Here is a 15,268-nt window from a genome sequence, read left to right as displayed (position 1 = left end):
AAAACATCAAATTATCTAATAAAAGATATTTACTCATATTATATTGTAATATAGGAATGATATGCCAGAGCACATATTCGAAGTGTTATTAATTATAGCTGCAATAGTTATTGCGTTAAGTGTATTTTTAATAGCTGTTACAAATTATGCTTAGCTCTCTATCAAAGAGTTATAACACAAGATAATGTGTTAAAAAGTTTGATAGAGAGCCTAAATAATTACGGGTTTTGCTCTGCTAGTTTTTCCATCATTCGGTTATGTACAACTTCAACAATCAGATCTGGTTGGAACTTAGAAATAAATTTATTGCATCCTACTTTCACTGTCATTGCTTCATTGAAACTTCCACTCAATGAGGTATTAAGAGTAATGTATAAGTTTGACATGCGAGGATCATGACGAATTTTATGAGTAAGTCGATAGCCATCCATTTCAGGCATTTCTGCATCAGTAAACATCATCAATATTTCATCGGTTACCGTTTTACCTTCATTACACCATTGATCTAATAGGTTATAGGCTTGCTGGCCATTGTTTGCTTCAAATACTTCGATGCCAATTTGAGCGAGTGTTGACTTAATTTGATTACGTGCAGTAGGGGAGTCATCAACAATAAGAATTTTATGTCCTTGTAGATGCTGACTGATATCTCTGCTCAATAATTCATCAGAAATTTTAATATTGTAATTAATAATATTCGCGAGCACCTTTTCAACATCAATTATACCGACAAGATGTTTTTGGTTATCACGATGTATTTCACAAATAGCTGTAAGGAAATTATTCTTGCCTACTTGATCGGGTGGTGGCTGAATATCTTTCCATGTCATGTTAACGATATTCATTACTTGTCCGACTAAAAATGCCTGCACCGAACCATTATATTCAGTCACTATTAGGTTACTCAGTTCATTAATATCGGTTTCTTTCATACCTATTGAGGTTCGAAGATCGATAACAGGGATAGATACGCCACGAATAGATGCCACCCCTTTAACATTTATATGAGATCCTGGAAGAGAATTAAGGTGGGGTACTTTAACGACTTCACGGACTTTGAACACATTGATAGCAAATAGTTGCTGGCTGTTAAGCCTGAAGATAAGTAGCTCTAGTCTGTTTTCTCCTACTAATTGGGTTCGTTGATTAACACTGTCAAGAATTGTTGCCATGTTTAACCGTCCTTAGTTAGAGTGATTGGCCTTATAGAGTAATTAAGCTCTATCGACAGATAAAAAGATTTATTGAATGAAATAGAAAGTAAAAAAGAAGGTTTAATGTTAAACAGTGAGCTAACTCTTAATTCTATGATTGTTATTTGAGGATGTAGCAGTATGACTTTAGCTATGATGATCATACAGCTCGTTGCTTCAATGTGACGTAGATTAAATAGACAACAAAAACAGTAGAAAAAAGGGTTAAAATTAACCATTTATTTATATCGCTAAAAAATAACCTCTAATTTTAAAACTTTGGATAAATTAACTCATAATCTGTGATTTTAGTCTTATTGTGATAGTGTTTTCATCTACCTTTCTTCGGGTTTACTGGTAAATCTTCTAAATGTAGCGTTAAAACAAGAATGTTACTTATTTATCAATAGATTAACAATTGGCAGTTATATTAATATAGTCGCCTTTATTTTCAAAGTGTTAAGTGCTTATTGCTTGTTATTTAACAATTAATACATAATTCTTTCAAAAATGAAATCTTTCAATTCATATATACATAATGCGTTCAAAATGAGAAAATATACCTAGTAGCAATATTATTGATTTTTCGCTTCACAATTGGAGAGGCAAATATGAAACTAGCATTGATTTTTTTACTGTCATCGATCGGTGGTGTTTTATCTGGTGACCATTTTCATTCATTTGCTGCCGGCTTTGGTATTGCAGCCATTTCTGTAGGAACAGCATATTGGTTAGCATTTCGTTCAACTCGCTACCCGCAATTAGCATTATTATTACTGTTAATGGGAATGATGGCTAAACTTTCCGTAACGATTGTAGGCGTTATGTGGGGATTAAAAGCTGAAGTGATTAATTCACCGTTTGTATTCTCGTTATCTTACTTATTCTTCTCTATTGTTGTTACATATGGCTACTTTAAATTAAGAGAGTTTCAAATGTCTATGGCTGGTAAGCGTGTTGTTATCAATACACAGCAAGAAGAAAGAGATGAAAGTAACAATAAAACGCCAAGACACTTATCTCAACTCTCTACTAATTAACTATAAAGTTTAGATAGGGCAATAATTAATCAAATTTTAAGGCCAAGTCAGAGATTGACTTGGCCTTTTTATTTTTAACCTGCTTATAAATAGTCTTTAATCAATAGCTACAGGCTATCGCTAGATAGAAGCAATAAAAAAATCCAACGGTAAGATCACTGTTGGATTTTAATCAGATACCAAGTTAACTATTTTACGTGGCTAACTTAGAAAACGTGTTTACCCATTTGGAAGACGTGCTTAACTTGATTGTCGTCAGAAAGCAACGTGATGTTTGCTTTGTAGCCTTCTTTTAACATACCGTACTCGTTTTCGATCTTAATCGCTTTTGCTGGGTATAGTGTAGCCATACGTAATGCTTCTTCACGAGATAGGCCAACGTGATTAATCAAGTTGTTTAAGCCTTGAATCATCGTAACTGCAGCACCAGCAATAGTACCATCAGCGTAGAAACACTTACCATCTTTAACGTAAGCTTTAAGACCTGCCATATCGAACTCAGTCATGTCTGTACCAGCAGGTGCAACAGCATCAGTTACCATGAATAGTTGTTCACCCATGATATCATGTGCAATTCGAACAGAAGGGTATGAAGCGTGAATACCATCAACGATAATACCTGCATGTGGCTTTTTATCGAAAATGTAGCCAACAACGCCAGGTTCACGAGAACCAAGTGGTGTCATTGCGTTATATAGATGAGTTGCCATTTCTAGGCCTGATTTCTCATTTACTTGATCGTAAGTAGCGTTAGTGTGACCAAGAGAAACGGTAATGCCTGCTTCACGAACAATATCGATTACTTTTTGTGACGTATTTTCAGGAGCAACGGTTAAAACACAAATTTTATCTGCGTTATCAGCAAGGTAGTGGGCTGTTTTTTCGTCAAGCTCACGAATGAATTCTTCACGGTGTGCGCCTTTTTTCTCTACGCTGATAAAAGGACCTTCAATGTGAAGACCTAAAATACCTTGTTGTTCAGGCTGCTCTGTAGCTTCAACCATTTCAAGTACTTCAACTAATGAAGCACCGTCACTTGTAATAAAAGTTGGTAAGAACTGAGTTGTACCACTTTTTAAGTTGGTCTCGTTCATGATCTCAAGTGTTTTACTACTTATTGCAGTATTAAGTAGTACGCCACCACAGCCATTAATCTGAAGATCAATAAAGCCAGCAGAAGCTAAGAAGCCTTTACCATCAACCACTGTTTCAGGAAGTTCTGATTGGTTTACGTCAGCCATTGGAATGATACGTTGAATAACATCATCTTTAACAAAAATAGCTTGATTGTTAAGAGTCGTTTGTCCATCAAATACATTAACGTTGATAATTGCGATCATGGGTATCTCACTTGTAAATTGGTACTGCTAACAACAAGTGTCACAGTAAATACATCATCTTTTATACAATGTCTCGTCAATTGAACTTAAATGGCAACGACACATCGATTGAAAGCATTAAAATAATCTTATTTTTCTATGTGAATTAAGATACCTGTTTAGTTAATGATTCGTCAAATCCTTTCATTAAATAAACAGCAAAAGTACCCATAATTGGCCTTTAAATATTCACTGAAAGCATGGTGGGGAATGATTTTTTTAATTAGACAATAAGTGGGTTATTCTTATTTGTACCGTAATTGTATAGTAATTGATATATATATAATCACTTTATTCCAGGTATATCAGTATGCGCTATCTGTAGGGGGAGATGATTATATGACATTCCCTAAGGCAGTTTAGTAATTGGTTATTGCACTAGGAACATTAGAAGAAAGCATATATTACCACCTAAGATTGTGGTATTGGGTGTCAATGTTTAGTTTTGGGCGGTAACTCGCCGCTGCTTTTTTTGGGGCTGTTTTTTCTGCTGTCTTTTGTCACTAAGTGGCTGCTCGGATATTACAGATTTCGTTGCTCCACAGAGCTTATAACATGGTTTTAGTTTAACTTATTTAGCCATGCCAGTTATTGCCACTATGTTGACGTTATTGATGTTATTGATGTTAAAAATACGACCGCTTGATTAATAAACAACGCTTTTTACTGATAAACAAAAAGGCATGACGCGAGAAGTTATCCTTTTTCTTTTTGCACTCAAGTGGGCATTTGGGCAAAATAGCGCCTTCTCATTATTAGTACTGTTAAAGCGCTTATTTAAGCGTTCGTTACTATCCATACTGTATAGGAGTTGTCATGCTGTGGATTGACTGGCCATTTTTATTGTCTCAGGTGTTATCTCAATTTTCTATTGGCGCGTTTATTGTCATTGGCGTGATTATGCTATCGGGGAAACTATGTTTTGGACAATCTGATAGGGTACTTAAAAACTTTCCCCTGATCTGGTTGTTGTTAATTACTGCAATGTTATTGCGAGAAGGCATGTTAATGCTATCGCAAATCCATAGTCAATCAAGTTTTGGTCTTGATACCTTTTTCTGCTTAACAATTTTGATTTTTACCATGGCTTATTGGTTATGCGAAAAACATTTAATTGGCAGTGATAAATGGCGTAAGTCTTTTTTATTCTTGATCGTGGTTTGGAGTGGACTGTACTTTATTGAAGGGGTGATTAATCATGGTATTAGTTACTCGCTAGCCATTCAATTTATCGCCAATGTTCTTATAGGTGGAAGCTTAGTCGCACATTGTATGTTAGTAAAATCTGAGCATAAGTTAACAAAACTTAATACCTTTTTACCTGTATGTGGTTTAGTGCTTGGTGTTGTGACGATACTATCGAATATGCAGGGTATGAGCTTATTGGTACATCAGGCTGAACTCGGCAACTTAACGGGCTTTGTCGTACGAATTTCAAGTATTGGCTTGCTGGTTTTAGCATTAAGCTTATGGTTAATGCCAATTATTACAAAGAGTAAACCCGTTACGGTGATGCTCGTTATCAGTAGTGTTATTATGTCTGCAGCGAGTTTCCTTATGGCTCTATCAATCTAGTAACAGTGTCAATAACAGCTCTACTAATATCAATGCATTAAAGGCATAGCGTTATTCTATAATGCAATGCCTTTTTATTACACTTTCAGCTAAAAAGGTAAGCGCTGCTTACTTAGACAACGTTCACTTAATTAAATTGAGTAAGGCTTTGAATCTACCGCCATTGGCGACCCGCTGTAATTCGAACAATACCATTTCTGTTGTACTGATTTGTGCACCTGCACGTTGCATTTTATTCACTGCAATCTGTTTGTTTTCTTCTGTCCGTGAACTAATCGCATCACTTACTACAGTGACTTGGTAGCCTTCAGAAATCAGATCAATAACAGTTTGATAAACACAAATATGTGCTTCAATGCCAATAATGATGATCGACTTACGTTGTTTTAATTGTAGTTGCTCTACAAAACTAATATTTTGAACGGCACTAAAGCTTTCTTTAGAAATGGGCGTTAATCCTTGCTGAGTAAGAGGTTGTGCTATTTGAGGAATCGTTGCGCCAAGTTTATCGGGTAACTGTTCAAGCCATAATGTTGGTAAGTCAAAGAGTTCGGCGCCTTTTACCATAATTTCAGCTTGTCGAAAAAAGTGGTCCTTTTGGTGCATTAGTTGCGCGAGGTTGCCTTGTATGTCAACCACAACCAATATTGAATGGTGAATATCAAGCATTGCGCGATTCCTTATGTCTATTGAAAAAGTAATGGTTTGTAACCATATTGCTCTTTACAGTGTTGTTTAGAAACGGAACAATGCAAAGTGACTAACGTAAAATAATTGTAAACAAAGGAAGTATTGTCAGATTATGGCTGAGAGAAAATCAAACCCGTTAAGTGAAATTGTTTTTAACGTTATTATACCGTCAGTGATTCTGATGAAGTTTAGTGGCGGTGATCAACTCGGTGCGGTAGGCGGATTACTAGCAGCATTGGCATTCCCTGTTATTTTTGGCGGTTATGAGCTTATTCGTTATAAGAAATATAACTTTATAGCTTTGCTAGGTATTGTCAGCGTTCTTCTAACAGGCGGTATAGGTTTACTTGAACTTGATACTAAGTGGTTAGCGATTAAAGAAGCTTTGATCCCTGGACTTATCGGAATTGTTGTTTTTGGCTCAACATTTACCAAGTTTCCAGTTGTACGCAAATTAGTATTAAATGACAGCGTGCTTAATTTAGGGCTCATAAATGAGCGTTTAAAAGAAAAGAACAACGAGCATTTATTTGATCGCTGTCTAACGCAGTCTAATTACATGTTTGCTAGCACGTTTCTTTTTTCATCTGTGATGAACTATATTCTGGCGACAGTGATTGTAACCAGCAAATCAGGAACTGAAGCATTTAATGAAGAGTTGGGACGTTTAACATTGTTAAGTTACCCGATGATAGCAATTCCATCTATGTTGATGATGATGGGTATATTCTATTTTGTATGGCGTCAAATTCGCCGTATGACACAGCTAGAAACGGCCGAGATATTTAAGTCGCAGTAATGTCGTTTTTCATCAAAATGTAAGCAGTGAATCACTCACTGCTTTTTTTGTATCAAAGTAAGGTGTGTTACCGTTTTATTTTTAAGATAATGCTTACAGGGAAAACATAATTCAAACTTTTGAGTAATAATTTAGACATGTAGTTTAAAAACGGACATGTCATGAAGCTAACCTCAATAATATTCACATCACTAGTAATAACGGCTTGCTCAACGATTGAAGTGGCTAACTCTTCAGATAAAGAAGGAATGAAGTTTGTTGATAAACATTGCGCTAACCACCCGTCCCAACGAGGTTCTCATTTCTTTAGCTCATTTCTAGATACCCAATATCAAAAAATTACAGAGCTTAAAGGTTTTATTAGTGATCAAAATTACAAGCAACTCCATATTGCCTTGTCACAATTTAACGAGCACTGGGAAATACTCAACCAGCAAAGTTACGAAGCATGTGAAAAGCTAGCACGTTGTGAATTTATAAAAGAGCAGTACATAGCATCATTCAATAGACAACAAAGAAACAGAATAAAACTTGATGCAGATAAGCAAAATATGTGTGATAAAAGTAGCTTTGAATTTGATTTAAGCCGAGTAAAAATGGTGTCATTTTATAGTGATGTTGAACGTTTAGAGCTTGTTCGTGAAGAGCAATAATCAATATGTGTCACACACGAAGTTCTGTTTAACCTAATATATACAGTGAAATTATATTCTTATAAGTTAATAACTTATTGTACTTTTTTGTGTTTATAGCTCTAAACCTGCATGGCATAGGCTATCTGTTTTACGCCTGTTTAATACTGAAAAATATCAAAAATTCCCCTAAAAGCACTTTTAATGATATTGTATTTGACACTATATTGTTAAATATAGAGATATTTTAAATTGAAGTTTTATTGTCGTAGCGGGTAGTTACGTTATTTTATCATTAATTCTAGGGGGATATTATGGCTTCAAGCCGTAAAATTAGTAAAGAGAGAATGGCGCTGAAGATATCATTAGTAGGAACAATTTTTGTTGCTACGCTAGGTATTGGTTACGGTCTGTATGTTGGTTCTAATGCTATTTTATTAGACGGTATGTTCTCTTTTTTAAGTATGGGGATGACAGGACTTAGTCTTTATACGGCGTACTTAGTTTCAAAACCGGATGATGAACAGTTTCAATTTGGTTATGCCCATTTTGAACCTCTTATCAACGTGGTAAATGGTCTATTAATTTTAGTAACATGTTTATTTGCCTTTGTGACGGGCATACAAACAATAATGCAAGGTGGTCACGACATTATTTTGGGAGACGCGATTGTCTATGCTGTTCTTTCAACCGTCAGTTGTTTTTCGATTTACTTTTTTGAAACCTCTATCGCACGCAGTGTTGATTCCGAATTAGTCCGAGTTGACTCGCAAGAATGGTTAGTTGACGCGATCTTAAGTGCTGCAATATTGGTTGGTTTTATCTTAGTTATTATATTTGATGCAATGGGTTATTCTAAGTGGAATGCCTATGTCGATCCCATTCTTGTTACAACATTATCTATCGCAGCATCAGTATTACCGATAAAGGTATTAAGACGAAATCTAAAGGAAGTATTGCTTGTCGCACCACAAGACAGTGTTCAAGAGCACGTCGATCAAGTTATTGCAGAGCTTTCTGAAAAGTATGACTTCGATGATTATACTCATCATTTTGCTAAAATCGGTCGTCAGTATGATTTAGAAATTAACATCTTGGTAAAAGATGAAAAAAGATGGACGACAAAACAACAAGATAATATTCGTCAAATCATATGGGATAAGTTGGAGGCCGATCTTGGTGAAACATGGCTTTCTGTTAGTTTTACCGGTCAAGAACGTTGGCTATAACATAGTCTAAATAGAACTTAGGTTTAATGTTAGGATAATTGACTGCGAATCAGGGCTTATCCTAACTAACATTTTGTAATTATACTTTTTCGAATCATTTATATTGAATTTTACAAAATGATAACCTCTGTGGTGAAATAGATATAGGAATCTTGTATTATTTCTTCGCTCTAAAAATTATCTTTGTTTAATTAAACACGAAATAAGAGTTAATTTTTAGCCAATGTTGAAAATTATTTTTATCACAGGTGAATCATGGACACTGCTTTAGTTATAGCATTCATTGTGGGTGCATTTTATATCATTCTTAAAGAAAAAAAATGCACTAAGAATATTGATTATAGCAAGGATAGTTTATAATCCTTATTACGAAGAACAGAAATTAAAAAAAAGCGCTATGATTAGCGCTTTTTTTATTGCCAAAAAATTAAATTATTATTGTGATTTAAATCTTATTTTAATGAAATGGAGATAAATTAAAGTTTAAGTTTAACAAACATTATTATTTCATTGATAGGTTTCTTAAGTATATTCTATTCTAATTTGGTATTTAATTTGTGAAAGTTTGACTGTGTTGATTTGTTTTTATAAATTAGAGTGTAAGTCTTAAGTTGAAATGAATATTTTATAACATGTGATCTCTGCTGGTATTTAATCTTCTCTATGGCTTGTCTAATAATGCTTTAGGTTTTAACTTTATTATAAGTAATGATTTTTATAGAGATCTACATGGATGGTAGATTATGAATAATAACAATGATGGTTTATTCAATGTTTAAGAAAGAGAGATTAACCAAAACGATTGATGATATTTTTTTGATGCGATTTTCAGGCCATATTGGTATTGGTTTAATGTTTTTTGTTATATTAGTCGGTTTTGGTTTTACGACTCTTGCACCATATTTTGCAACTAAGCATTTATCAACAAAAATTCAAACAGATACTGATGAATTGGTTAAAACTCATATTCAAAATATAGGCGATTATCAAGAATTTATTACGAATCTTAGCCGCAATTTTGATTTTACGTGTAGTGAGAAAGAGCAGGAGCAATTAAGACGTATTGCCTATAGTAATTATCTTATCCGTAAGATTTCTTTAACCCCCTCAGGCAAAAGTACTTGTTCGAGTTTTTATGAAAAAAATCATGGTCAGCATGTTGAATCTCGGAAAATTAAAACTTACGGCAATATGATGTCGTTATGGTTATCTTCTGAAAAAAATAGTCTGCAACGTATTTTTGAAGTTCGGTGGCAAGGTAGCAAGGGGAGTTTGGTTCTGTCCTTAGAACCCATCGTTGAAGAAATCTTACGAAATAAATACTGTGAAGGTTGTGTTTTAACATCTATATCAGCAGATAATGAATTGGATCGATTAGGTTGGCAAGGTGATAATAAATCATACACGGCTGAACCTATATATGAAGTTTTAATGCCTAATGGTTTGAAATTTTCTAATTACATTAAGTTGGAATTATTAGATAAAGAGTCACAATTATTAAGGATGCCTCTCTTTTTAGCTGGTGCATTTATTGCTGGATTTTTAATTTTGTTGCGGCGTTTATTCATTAGACGACGTTTATCGTTACATGCATTAGTACAACGAGGGATAGTTAAACGTGAGTTCGTACCCTATTACCAACCTATTATTAATTTAAAGGCCAAAGAACTTTATGGTTGTGAAGTACTTGCTAGATGGAAGAAAAAAGGGGCTGGATTAATATCACCAATGGAATTTATTCCTTACGTTGAGAAAAGTGGACAAATTATCCCTATTACTAATTTATTAATTGAGAAAGCGATTAAAGATTTGAGTACTATCAACTGGCAGTTAACCGATAGAGTGATCAGTATTAATCTTGTACCGCAACAATTAGAAAATATACAGATAATGAATGAGTCATTAGCATTATTCAGCAATTCAAAGATCCCTATTAAACAGGTTGCTTTTGAAATTACAGAACGAAAACAATTTGAAGATCTTACTATTGCCTCTGAGGTTATCCAATATCTTAAAGCTCAGGGTATTGATATTAAATTAGATGATGCAGGCACAGGGTATGGTGGGTTCAGTTATATTCAAGAATTGAACTTGCGGAGTTTAAAAATCGATAAGATGTTCGTTGAAAATATCGGTACTACGGATATAAAACTTTCTCTGCTTGATTCTATTATAGCCTTCGGCAAACAGGCTGGAATGGAAATGATAGCAGAAGGCGTCGAGACGAAAGAGCAATCCGATTACCTTGTTGAGCGTGATGTTTATCTTCAGCAGGGGTATTATTTTGGTATGCCAATGAATGCTGAAGAGTTTTCGATTTATAATATTGAGATTAAAAATAAGAATAAGCTTTTGGCTATTTAGATAAGATAACGAGTTATGGATAAAGAAAAGCCGACATAATGTCGGCTTTTTTGTTGGTAATGATTACAGTAACCACGTGTTAAACGTTTTTCTCTTTCCACTCTTGTGCAAGACGAGAAACGGCATCTTGGCTTTCTTTCCACATACGAGTATTGATCAAATCACTATACTCAGCGGTTGGTTTTTTTAACAATGTTTCTAAAATAGGGACTGGAATCTGTGGTAATCCATCAAGAGCCTGTACAGCACCTTCACGGTTATTACATAACATCACCATGTTACAACCAGCTTCTTGAGCTGCGATAGCTCGTTCGCTATAGCTGCCTAATACGTCAGCTCCTTTCATATTAAGATCATCAGAGAAGATCACGCCTTTAAAACCTAGCTCTTTACGTAATACCTGTTTTAACCAATATTCTGAACCACTTGCAGGTTTTTCGTCATAAGCATCAAATACAACGTGTGCTGGCATGATGCCTTGCAGCAGATTGTTTTCAATGAGATGTGTAAATACGGTCATATCATGGTTTTTAATATTATCCCGTGAATCGTAAGGCGTTTCTAAGTGAGAGTCGGCTATCACACCACCATGACCAGGGAAGTGTTTACCTGTTGCAGCCATGCCAGCCTGCGCCATACCACTTACAAATTGGCTTGCATAACGGATAATGTCTTGTGGGGAATTTGAGAAAGCGCGATCACCGATCGCTTTACAGTCGTAACCAAGATCAAGTACAGGCGCAAAACTAATATCAATATTCATCGCGAGTAGTTCAGCAGCCATTAGCCAGCCACCTTGCTTAGCAAGCACTTCTCCATTTTTAGACGCTGCAAAAGCGCGAGCAGGTGGTAGTTGGGTAAATTCTTCGCGGAAACGTTGAACACGTCCGCCTTCTTGATCGACACCAATCAGTAAAGGGCGTTTAGCCGTTTTTCGAATCTCTTTAACTAACGCTCGAAGTTGCTCACGATTGTCATAATTTCGGGCGAAAAAGATGATACCGCCTACTGTAGGATGTTGAATAATTTCGCGTTCTTCTGCATCAAGTTCATAACTTGATACATCAAGCATTAAAGGTCCCATGACGGCACTCCGAGTAACATTATATTAGGCGATAAATTACCATAGTCAGTTTTATCCGCAATTTTTAATGTGAATTTAGGCATGATGATAATGGAATTTTTTAGGGGATGAACACGGTTTAATCATTTCCAATATCAGTATTAAATTAAAGTAATTATGGTGATCTTTGTTGATTATTTTATGAAATGGGATGTAGTATTACTTTCTTTGTGTGATCTTTGTGTGATCTTTGTGTGATCTTGGTTGATTAATTTGAACAGGTCTTAGGTTACACTCAATACAATTCTGTCATCGCAAAAGAGTGAGTCATGTCGGTACTTATAGCAATCGCTTTAACAACAGGAATTTTATCTGGGATTTGGGGCTGGGTAGCTGTATCTCTGGGCTTATTAAGCTGGGGAGGATTTCTTGGCTGCACGACATATTTTGCTCTTCAGCGCGATGGTATAAAAGGCGTTGGGTTAAGCATTGCAACAAACTTAAGCGGTGTTTTTTGGGCGATGGTGATCATTAAGTTATCATCTTTAGTTCATTTTGAGATTATTGGTTACGTTGTCACTGCTCTAGTTGCATTTATGATGTGCGCACAAGCAAAAAAATCGTGGTTATCTTTTATCCCTGGTACCTTTATAGGCTCATGCGCAACGTTTGCTGCAAATGGTAATTGGCAATTGGTTATACCATCATTGGTTGTGGGTGTAGTATTTGGCTATTTAATGAAAAGTTCTGGTTTATGGCTACACGCGAAACTCGCAGAAAAAAAACGGCTCGCGCTGAAATAGAGTTACCCATCACCCAGGATTAAGTAAACAATCTTACATATTGCTCATTAACCAGCGTTATAAAAATGCCGCTAGATTTATGCTTAAAAAAGCGATTAATCAGCGGCATTGTTATATGTAATGATAAATTTATATTTGTCTATTTACGATGTATTAGCTATGACTAGGCACAAAAATACCATTACGCTCGATACACAGCTTTTTCAATGCTGGTCGGTGTTGGTCTTTAGACGCTAATATACAAACTCGCATTCCCTCATTCAGTAATTGTTTCGCACGAGCGATGACGTTCTCGTGTTCGTAACTTTCACGATCAGCATCTCGACGGCAAAGGTCGACAAAAATATCATTCTTCCCTTCAGGGTAGAGAACAAACTCTGATTGCTGCATCAAACGTAATGCTTTCAGTGTTAATAATTCAGGGTCGTTACCTGTTTCGATTAAATACAAGTTAGCGCCTGTATCTTGGTATGATGCTAATAATTCACTAAAAGCCTGTTCTAATTCTTGCTCTGTTGTTGCTGTTTCGACTGCTGGTAGACGAAAGAATGTCTCCCAGAACTTTCGACGTTCATCAACGGTTTTGTAATGCTGTTTTATTCGAGTACGCTGCTGTCCTGAATAATGAGCTAATAAGCTTAAGTTTTGTGGTAATTGTGTTTCGAAACGTTCTCGTAAGTAACGGACCAAAACAGGTGATGCGCCACCACTTGAAATGGCAACTTGCATTGGTGAACGATCAATCATGGATGGCGTTATAAAATCACAATATGCAGGATCATCAACAACATTTGTCCATATCTTTAATGCATTCGCATCATGATAAACTTGATGGTTGAGTTCACGAGAATCGGTTGTCGCCCAAACTTGGTCAAATTGTGTAAGAAGTGACTTTTCATAACGGGCTTTTAGATATTCAAATTTACCTTCATCGAGTAGTGATACAAGATGAGGGTGAAGCTCTGGCGAGACAAGCGTAATGTTAGCTTGGGCTTTAAGTAATAGATCTACTTTGCGGCAGGCCACTTCACCACCACCCACGACTAATACTTTTTTATGGGTTAACTTTAGAAAAACAGGGAAAAAATCCATTTCGTATATCCGTCAAATCGCTCATTTTTATTTTGAGTTGTGCAACAAGCTAATGTTTACTAAGAAATCAATCACTTCATAAAGGTTACTAATTTAGTACCATGAAAAGATTATTAAGAGCAAGTTTAACATTGTAATCATTTCGCTGTGTTTAGTTACCTTGGTTTCGGCGATAGTAAAGTATGAGAAGAGTAAGCAGGAGGCTATAAAAGGTTACTGTACCGCCACTTTCTGTTTGTTCTGCAGCCGAAGTTACGACAGTTTGCGTATTGTCTCTATTATTTGAAGGATCTTTTATTACGGCAAAAGGATCGATATTCAGCGTTGGTTGTAATGAGGAATCATTAAGTGTGAATGTTGAATTATCATAATCTTGTATTTGTTGTTCTATCCAATCTCGATGGGTAGAAACCTGGGTATATTGCCCTGTAAGCTGATTATATTGGTTTTCTGGGTTGTCATTTCGATTTGAACATTTTGCCCCATTACTGGTTAACCCGATTAACCGAATGCCTTTATCACTATCAGATACTGCTTGATGATTTTGCCAGATAAGCGGGCCGCCAGAATCACCGCTACATACATCTTTAATTAAGCCATTAATGTTTGAATCTGCGCAGACAATATGTTCATTACCGATATTGAGCCCAACGCATTGGTTATCAGGAACACCGGCTAAACTAATTACTTGTAATGTAGTTGGATAACCTTTTCTAAGAGTGTCTCCCCAACCAGAAGCAATAGCAGTGACAGGAGAATCCATATTGGTCGCCCAAGTGTTGCTGAATATATTATCAGCTATGATTTGTTCATTAGGAGTAGCTAGCTTAACTGACTGGGCAATACCATACATTGAACGATTAACGCGAAAGAGCGCTATGTCATTGATAAAATTGTCTTCATTATAATTAGGATGACTGATCTTCTTTACGATATTAAAAAAATGCTTTTTATCAAGATTTGCAAAATTACCATCTTGAATCATGCTTGTACCAACGATGGCAATATCACTAATGTTTGATGAGTTGCAGTGTGCTGCTGTTAGTAACCAATACTCACTTATCACAACAGCGCCACAGCTGACACTGTCGAAACCTTTTTGTTTGAGTGCCGCTTGCCAAGGTATCAGTTGTGAATCATAAAGGGTAGCATCGGTACCATTAATGGCCTTGGCTGTTGCTTGTGCATTAACTGGTGTATTCGCTAACGCAGATGATTGGTAGCTAAAAGCAGCAAAAATACCGACTAAGTACGTTAATTTTTTTAGCCATAAATGCAATGTCATGTGCAGCTCCATCTTGAACTGTTGTTTATTAAAGCGTAGCTACAACTGTTTAAAAAATTACTAGTAGTGTGTCATTTATCGCAAAAAAATGAATTTGTATTATTTTCGATACATAATAGTGATA

The 15,268-nt window shown here is 35.7% G+C and carries 13 protein-coding genes; 7 read left to right on the top strand and 6 right to left on the bottom strand.

Annotated features, from left to right (window positions below; translation table 11 throughout):
* Positions 1–218: 218 nt before the first annotated feature.
* Positions 219–1,172, bottom strand: coding sequence for a chemotaxis protein CheV (locus C9J38_RS11415; protein ID WP_107207206.1), 954 nt, complete (start codon positions 1,170–1,172; stop codon positions 219–221).
* A 632-nt stretch (positions 1,173–1,804) separates the two neighbouring features.
* On the opposite strand from C9J38_RS11415, the gene C9J38_RS11410 reads away from it, so the two are divergent.
* Complete coding sequence (locus C9J38_RS11410; RefSeq protein ID WP_107207205.1) at positions 1,805–2,233, top strand: NADH:ubiquinone oxidoreductase; 429 nt, start codon at positions 1,805–1,807, stop codon at positions 2,231–2,233.
* Between the two features lie 206 nt (positions 2,234–2,439).
* Here the strand turns inward: C9J38_RS11410 and nagA are convergent, their stop codons facing one another.
* Positions 2,440–3,573 carry an N-acetylglucosamine-6-phosphate deacetylase gene (nagA, locus tag C9J38_RS11405; protein WP_107207204.1) on the bottom strand — a complete coding sequence of 378 codons (1,134 nt, stop codon included), beginning with the start codon at positions 3,571–3,573 and terminating at the stop codon, positions 2,440–2,442.
* A gap of 855 nt (positions 3,574–4,428) precedes the next feature.
* On the opposite strand from nagA, the gene C9J38_RS11400 reads away from it, so the two are divergent.
* Positions 4,429–5,187, top strand: a complete 759-nt coding sequence (locus C9J38_RS11400; RefSeq protein ID WP_107207203.1) for a hypothetical protein — start codon at positions 4,429–4,431, stop codon at positions 5,185–5,187.
* A 123-nt stretch (positions 5,188–5,310) separates the two neighbouring features.
* On the opposite strand, the gene C9J38_RS11395 is transcribed toward C9J38_RS11400, so the two are convergent.
* Positions 5,311–5,856, bottom strand: coding sequence for an isochorismatase family protein (locus C9J38_RS11395; protein WP_107207202.1), 546 nt, complete (start codon positions 5,854–5,856; stop codon positions 5,311–5,313).
* A gap of 133 nt (positions 5,857–5,989) precedes the next feature.
* Between C9J38_RS11395 and C9J38_RS11390 the strand changes: the two genes are divergently transcribed.
* From C9J38_RS11390 to C9J38_RS11375, 4 genes are all read left to right on the top strand, one after another.
* Positions 5,990–6,676, top strand: a complete 687-nt coding sequence (locus C9J38_RS11390; RefSeq protein WP_107207201.1) for a VC0807 family protein — start codon at positions 5,990–5,992, stop codon at positions 6,674–6,676.
* A gap of 161 nt (positions 6,677–6,837) precedes the next feature.
* Complete coding sequence (locus C9J38_RS11385; RefSeq protein ID WP_107207200.1) at positions 6,838–7,329, top strand: hypothetical protein; 492 nt, start codon at positions 6,838–6,840, stop codon at positions 7,327–7,329.
* Positions 7,330–7,622: 293 nt separating this feature from the next.
* Entirely contained in the window at positions 7,623–8,537 is a 915-nt protein-coding gene (locus C9J38_RS11380; protein WP_107207199.1) for a cation diffusion facilitator family transporter, read from the top strand.
* A 771-nt stretch (positions 8,538–9,308) separates the two neighbouring features.
* Complete coding sequence (locus C9J38_RS11375) at positions 9,309–10,901, top strand: EAL domain-containing protein (protein ID WP_107207198.1); 1,593 nt, start codon at positions 9,309–9,311, stop codon at positions 10,899–10,901.
* A gap of 79 nt (positions 10,902–10,980) precedes the next feature.
* Here C9J38_RS11375 and nagZ read toward each other — a convergent pair whose 3' ends face one another.
* Complete coding sequence (nagZ, locus tag C9J38_RS11370) at positions 10,981–11,985, bottom strand: beta-N-acetylhexosaminidase (protein WP_107207197.1); 1,005 nt, start codon at positions 11,983–11,985, stop codon at positions 10,981–10,983.
* Between the two features lie 308 nt (positions 11,986–12,293).
* On the opposite strand from nagZ, the gene C9J38_RS11365 reads away from it, so the two are divergent.
* On the top strand, positions 12,294–12,767 hold the full coding sequence (locus C9J38_RS11365; protein ID WP_107207196.1) for a DUF1097 domain-containing protein: 474 nt from the start codon (positions 12,294–12,296) through the stop codon (positions 12,765–12,767).
* Positions 12,768–12,920: 153 nt separating this feature from the next.
* On the opposite strand, the gene C9J38_RS11360 is transcribed toward C9J38_RS11365, so the two are convergent.
* Entirely contained in the window at positions 12,921–13,859 is a 939-nt protein-coding gene (locus tag C9J38_RS11360; protein ID WP_107207195.1) for a siroheme synthase, read from the bottom strand.
* A gap of 151 nt (positions 13,860–14,010) precedes the next feature.
* Positions 14,011–15,144, bottom strand: a complete 1,134-nt coding sequence (locus C9J38_RS11355) for a trypsin-like serine protease (protein ID WP_107207194.1) — start codon at positions 15,142–15,144, stop codon at positions 14,011–14,013.
* Positions 15,145–15,268: the final 124 nt, after the last annotated feature.

Origin of the sequence: Photobacterium sp. GB-210 (assembly GCF_003026075.1) — a bacterium.
Taxonomy (GTDB): Bacteria; Pseudomonadota; Gammaproteobacteria; order Enterobacterales; family Vibrionaceae; genus Photobacterium.
This window is presented reverse-complemented; position numbering and strand designations above follow the sequence as displayed.

Bases quoted from the DNA above. Each gene is read 5' to 3' on its own strand.
- C9J38_RS11380 (WP_107207199.1), top strand. From the start codon at position 7,623: ATGGCTTCAAGCCGTAAAATTAGTAAAGAGAGAATGGCGCTGAAGATA.
- C9J38_RS11385 (WP_107207200.1), top strand. From the start codon at position 6,838: ATGAAGCTAACCTCAATAATATTCACATCACTAGTAATAACGGCTTGC.
- C9J38_RS11390 (WP_107207201.1), top strand. From the start codon at position 5,990: ATGGCTGAGAGAAAATCAAACCCGTTAAGTGAAATTGTTTTTAACGTT.
- C9J38_RS11415 (WP_107207206.1), bottom strand. From the start codon at position 1,172: ATGGCAACAATTCTTGACAGTGTTAATCAACGAACCCAATTAGTAGGA.
- C9J38_RS11365 (WP_107207196.1), top strand. From the start codon at position 12,294: ATGTCGGTACTTATAGCAATCGCTTTAACAACAGGAATTTTATCTGGG.
- nagZ (WP_107207197.1), bottom strand. From the start codon at position 11,985: ATGGGACCTTTAATGCTTGATGTATCAAGTTATGAACTTGATGCAGAA.
- C9J38_RS11400 (WP_107207203.1), top strand. From the start codon at position 4,429: ATGCTGTGGATTGACTGGCCATTTTTATTGTCTCAGGTGTTATCTCAA.
- C9J38_RS11395 (WP_107207202.1), bottom strand. From the start codon at position 5,856: ATGCTTGATATTCACCATTCAATATTGGTTGTGGTTGACATACAAGGC.
- C9J38_RS11360 (WP_107207195.1), bottom strand. From the start codon at position 13,859: ATGGATTTTTTCCCTGTTTTTCTAAAGTTAACCCATAAAAAAGTATTA.
- C9J38_RS11410 (WP_107207205.1), top strand. From the start codon at position 1,805: ATGAAACTAGCATTGATTTTTTTACTGTCATCGATCGGTGGTGTTTTA.
- C9J38_RS11355 (WP_107207194.1), bottom strand. From the start codon at position 15,144: ATGACATTGCATTTATGGCTAAAAAAATTAACGTACTTAGTCGGTATT.
- nagA (WP_107207204.1), bottom strand. From the start codon at position 3,573: ATGATCGCAATTATCAACGTTAATGTATTTGATGGACAAACGACTCTT.
- C9J38_RS11375 (WP_107207198.1), top strand. From the start codon at position 9,309: ATGTTTAAGAAAGAGAGATTAACCAAAACGATTGATGATATTTTTTTG.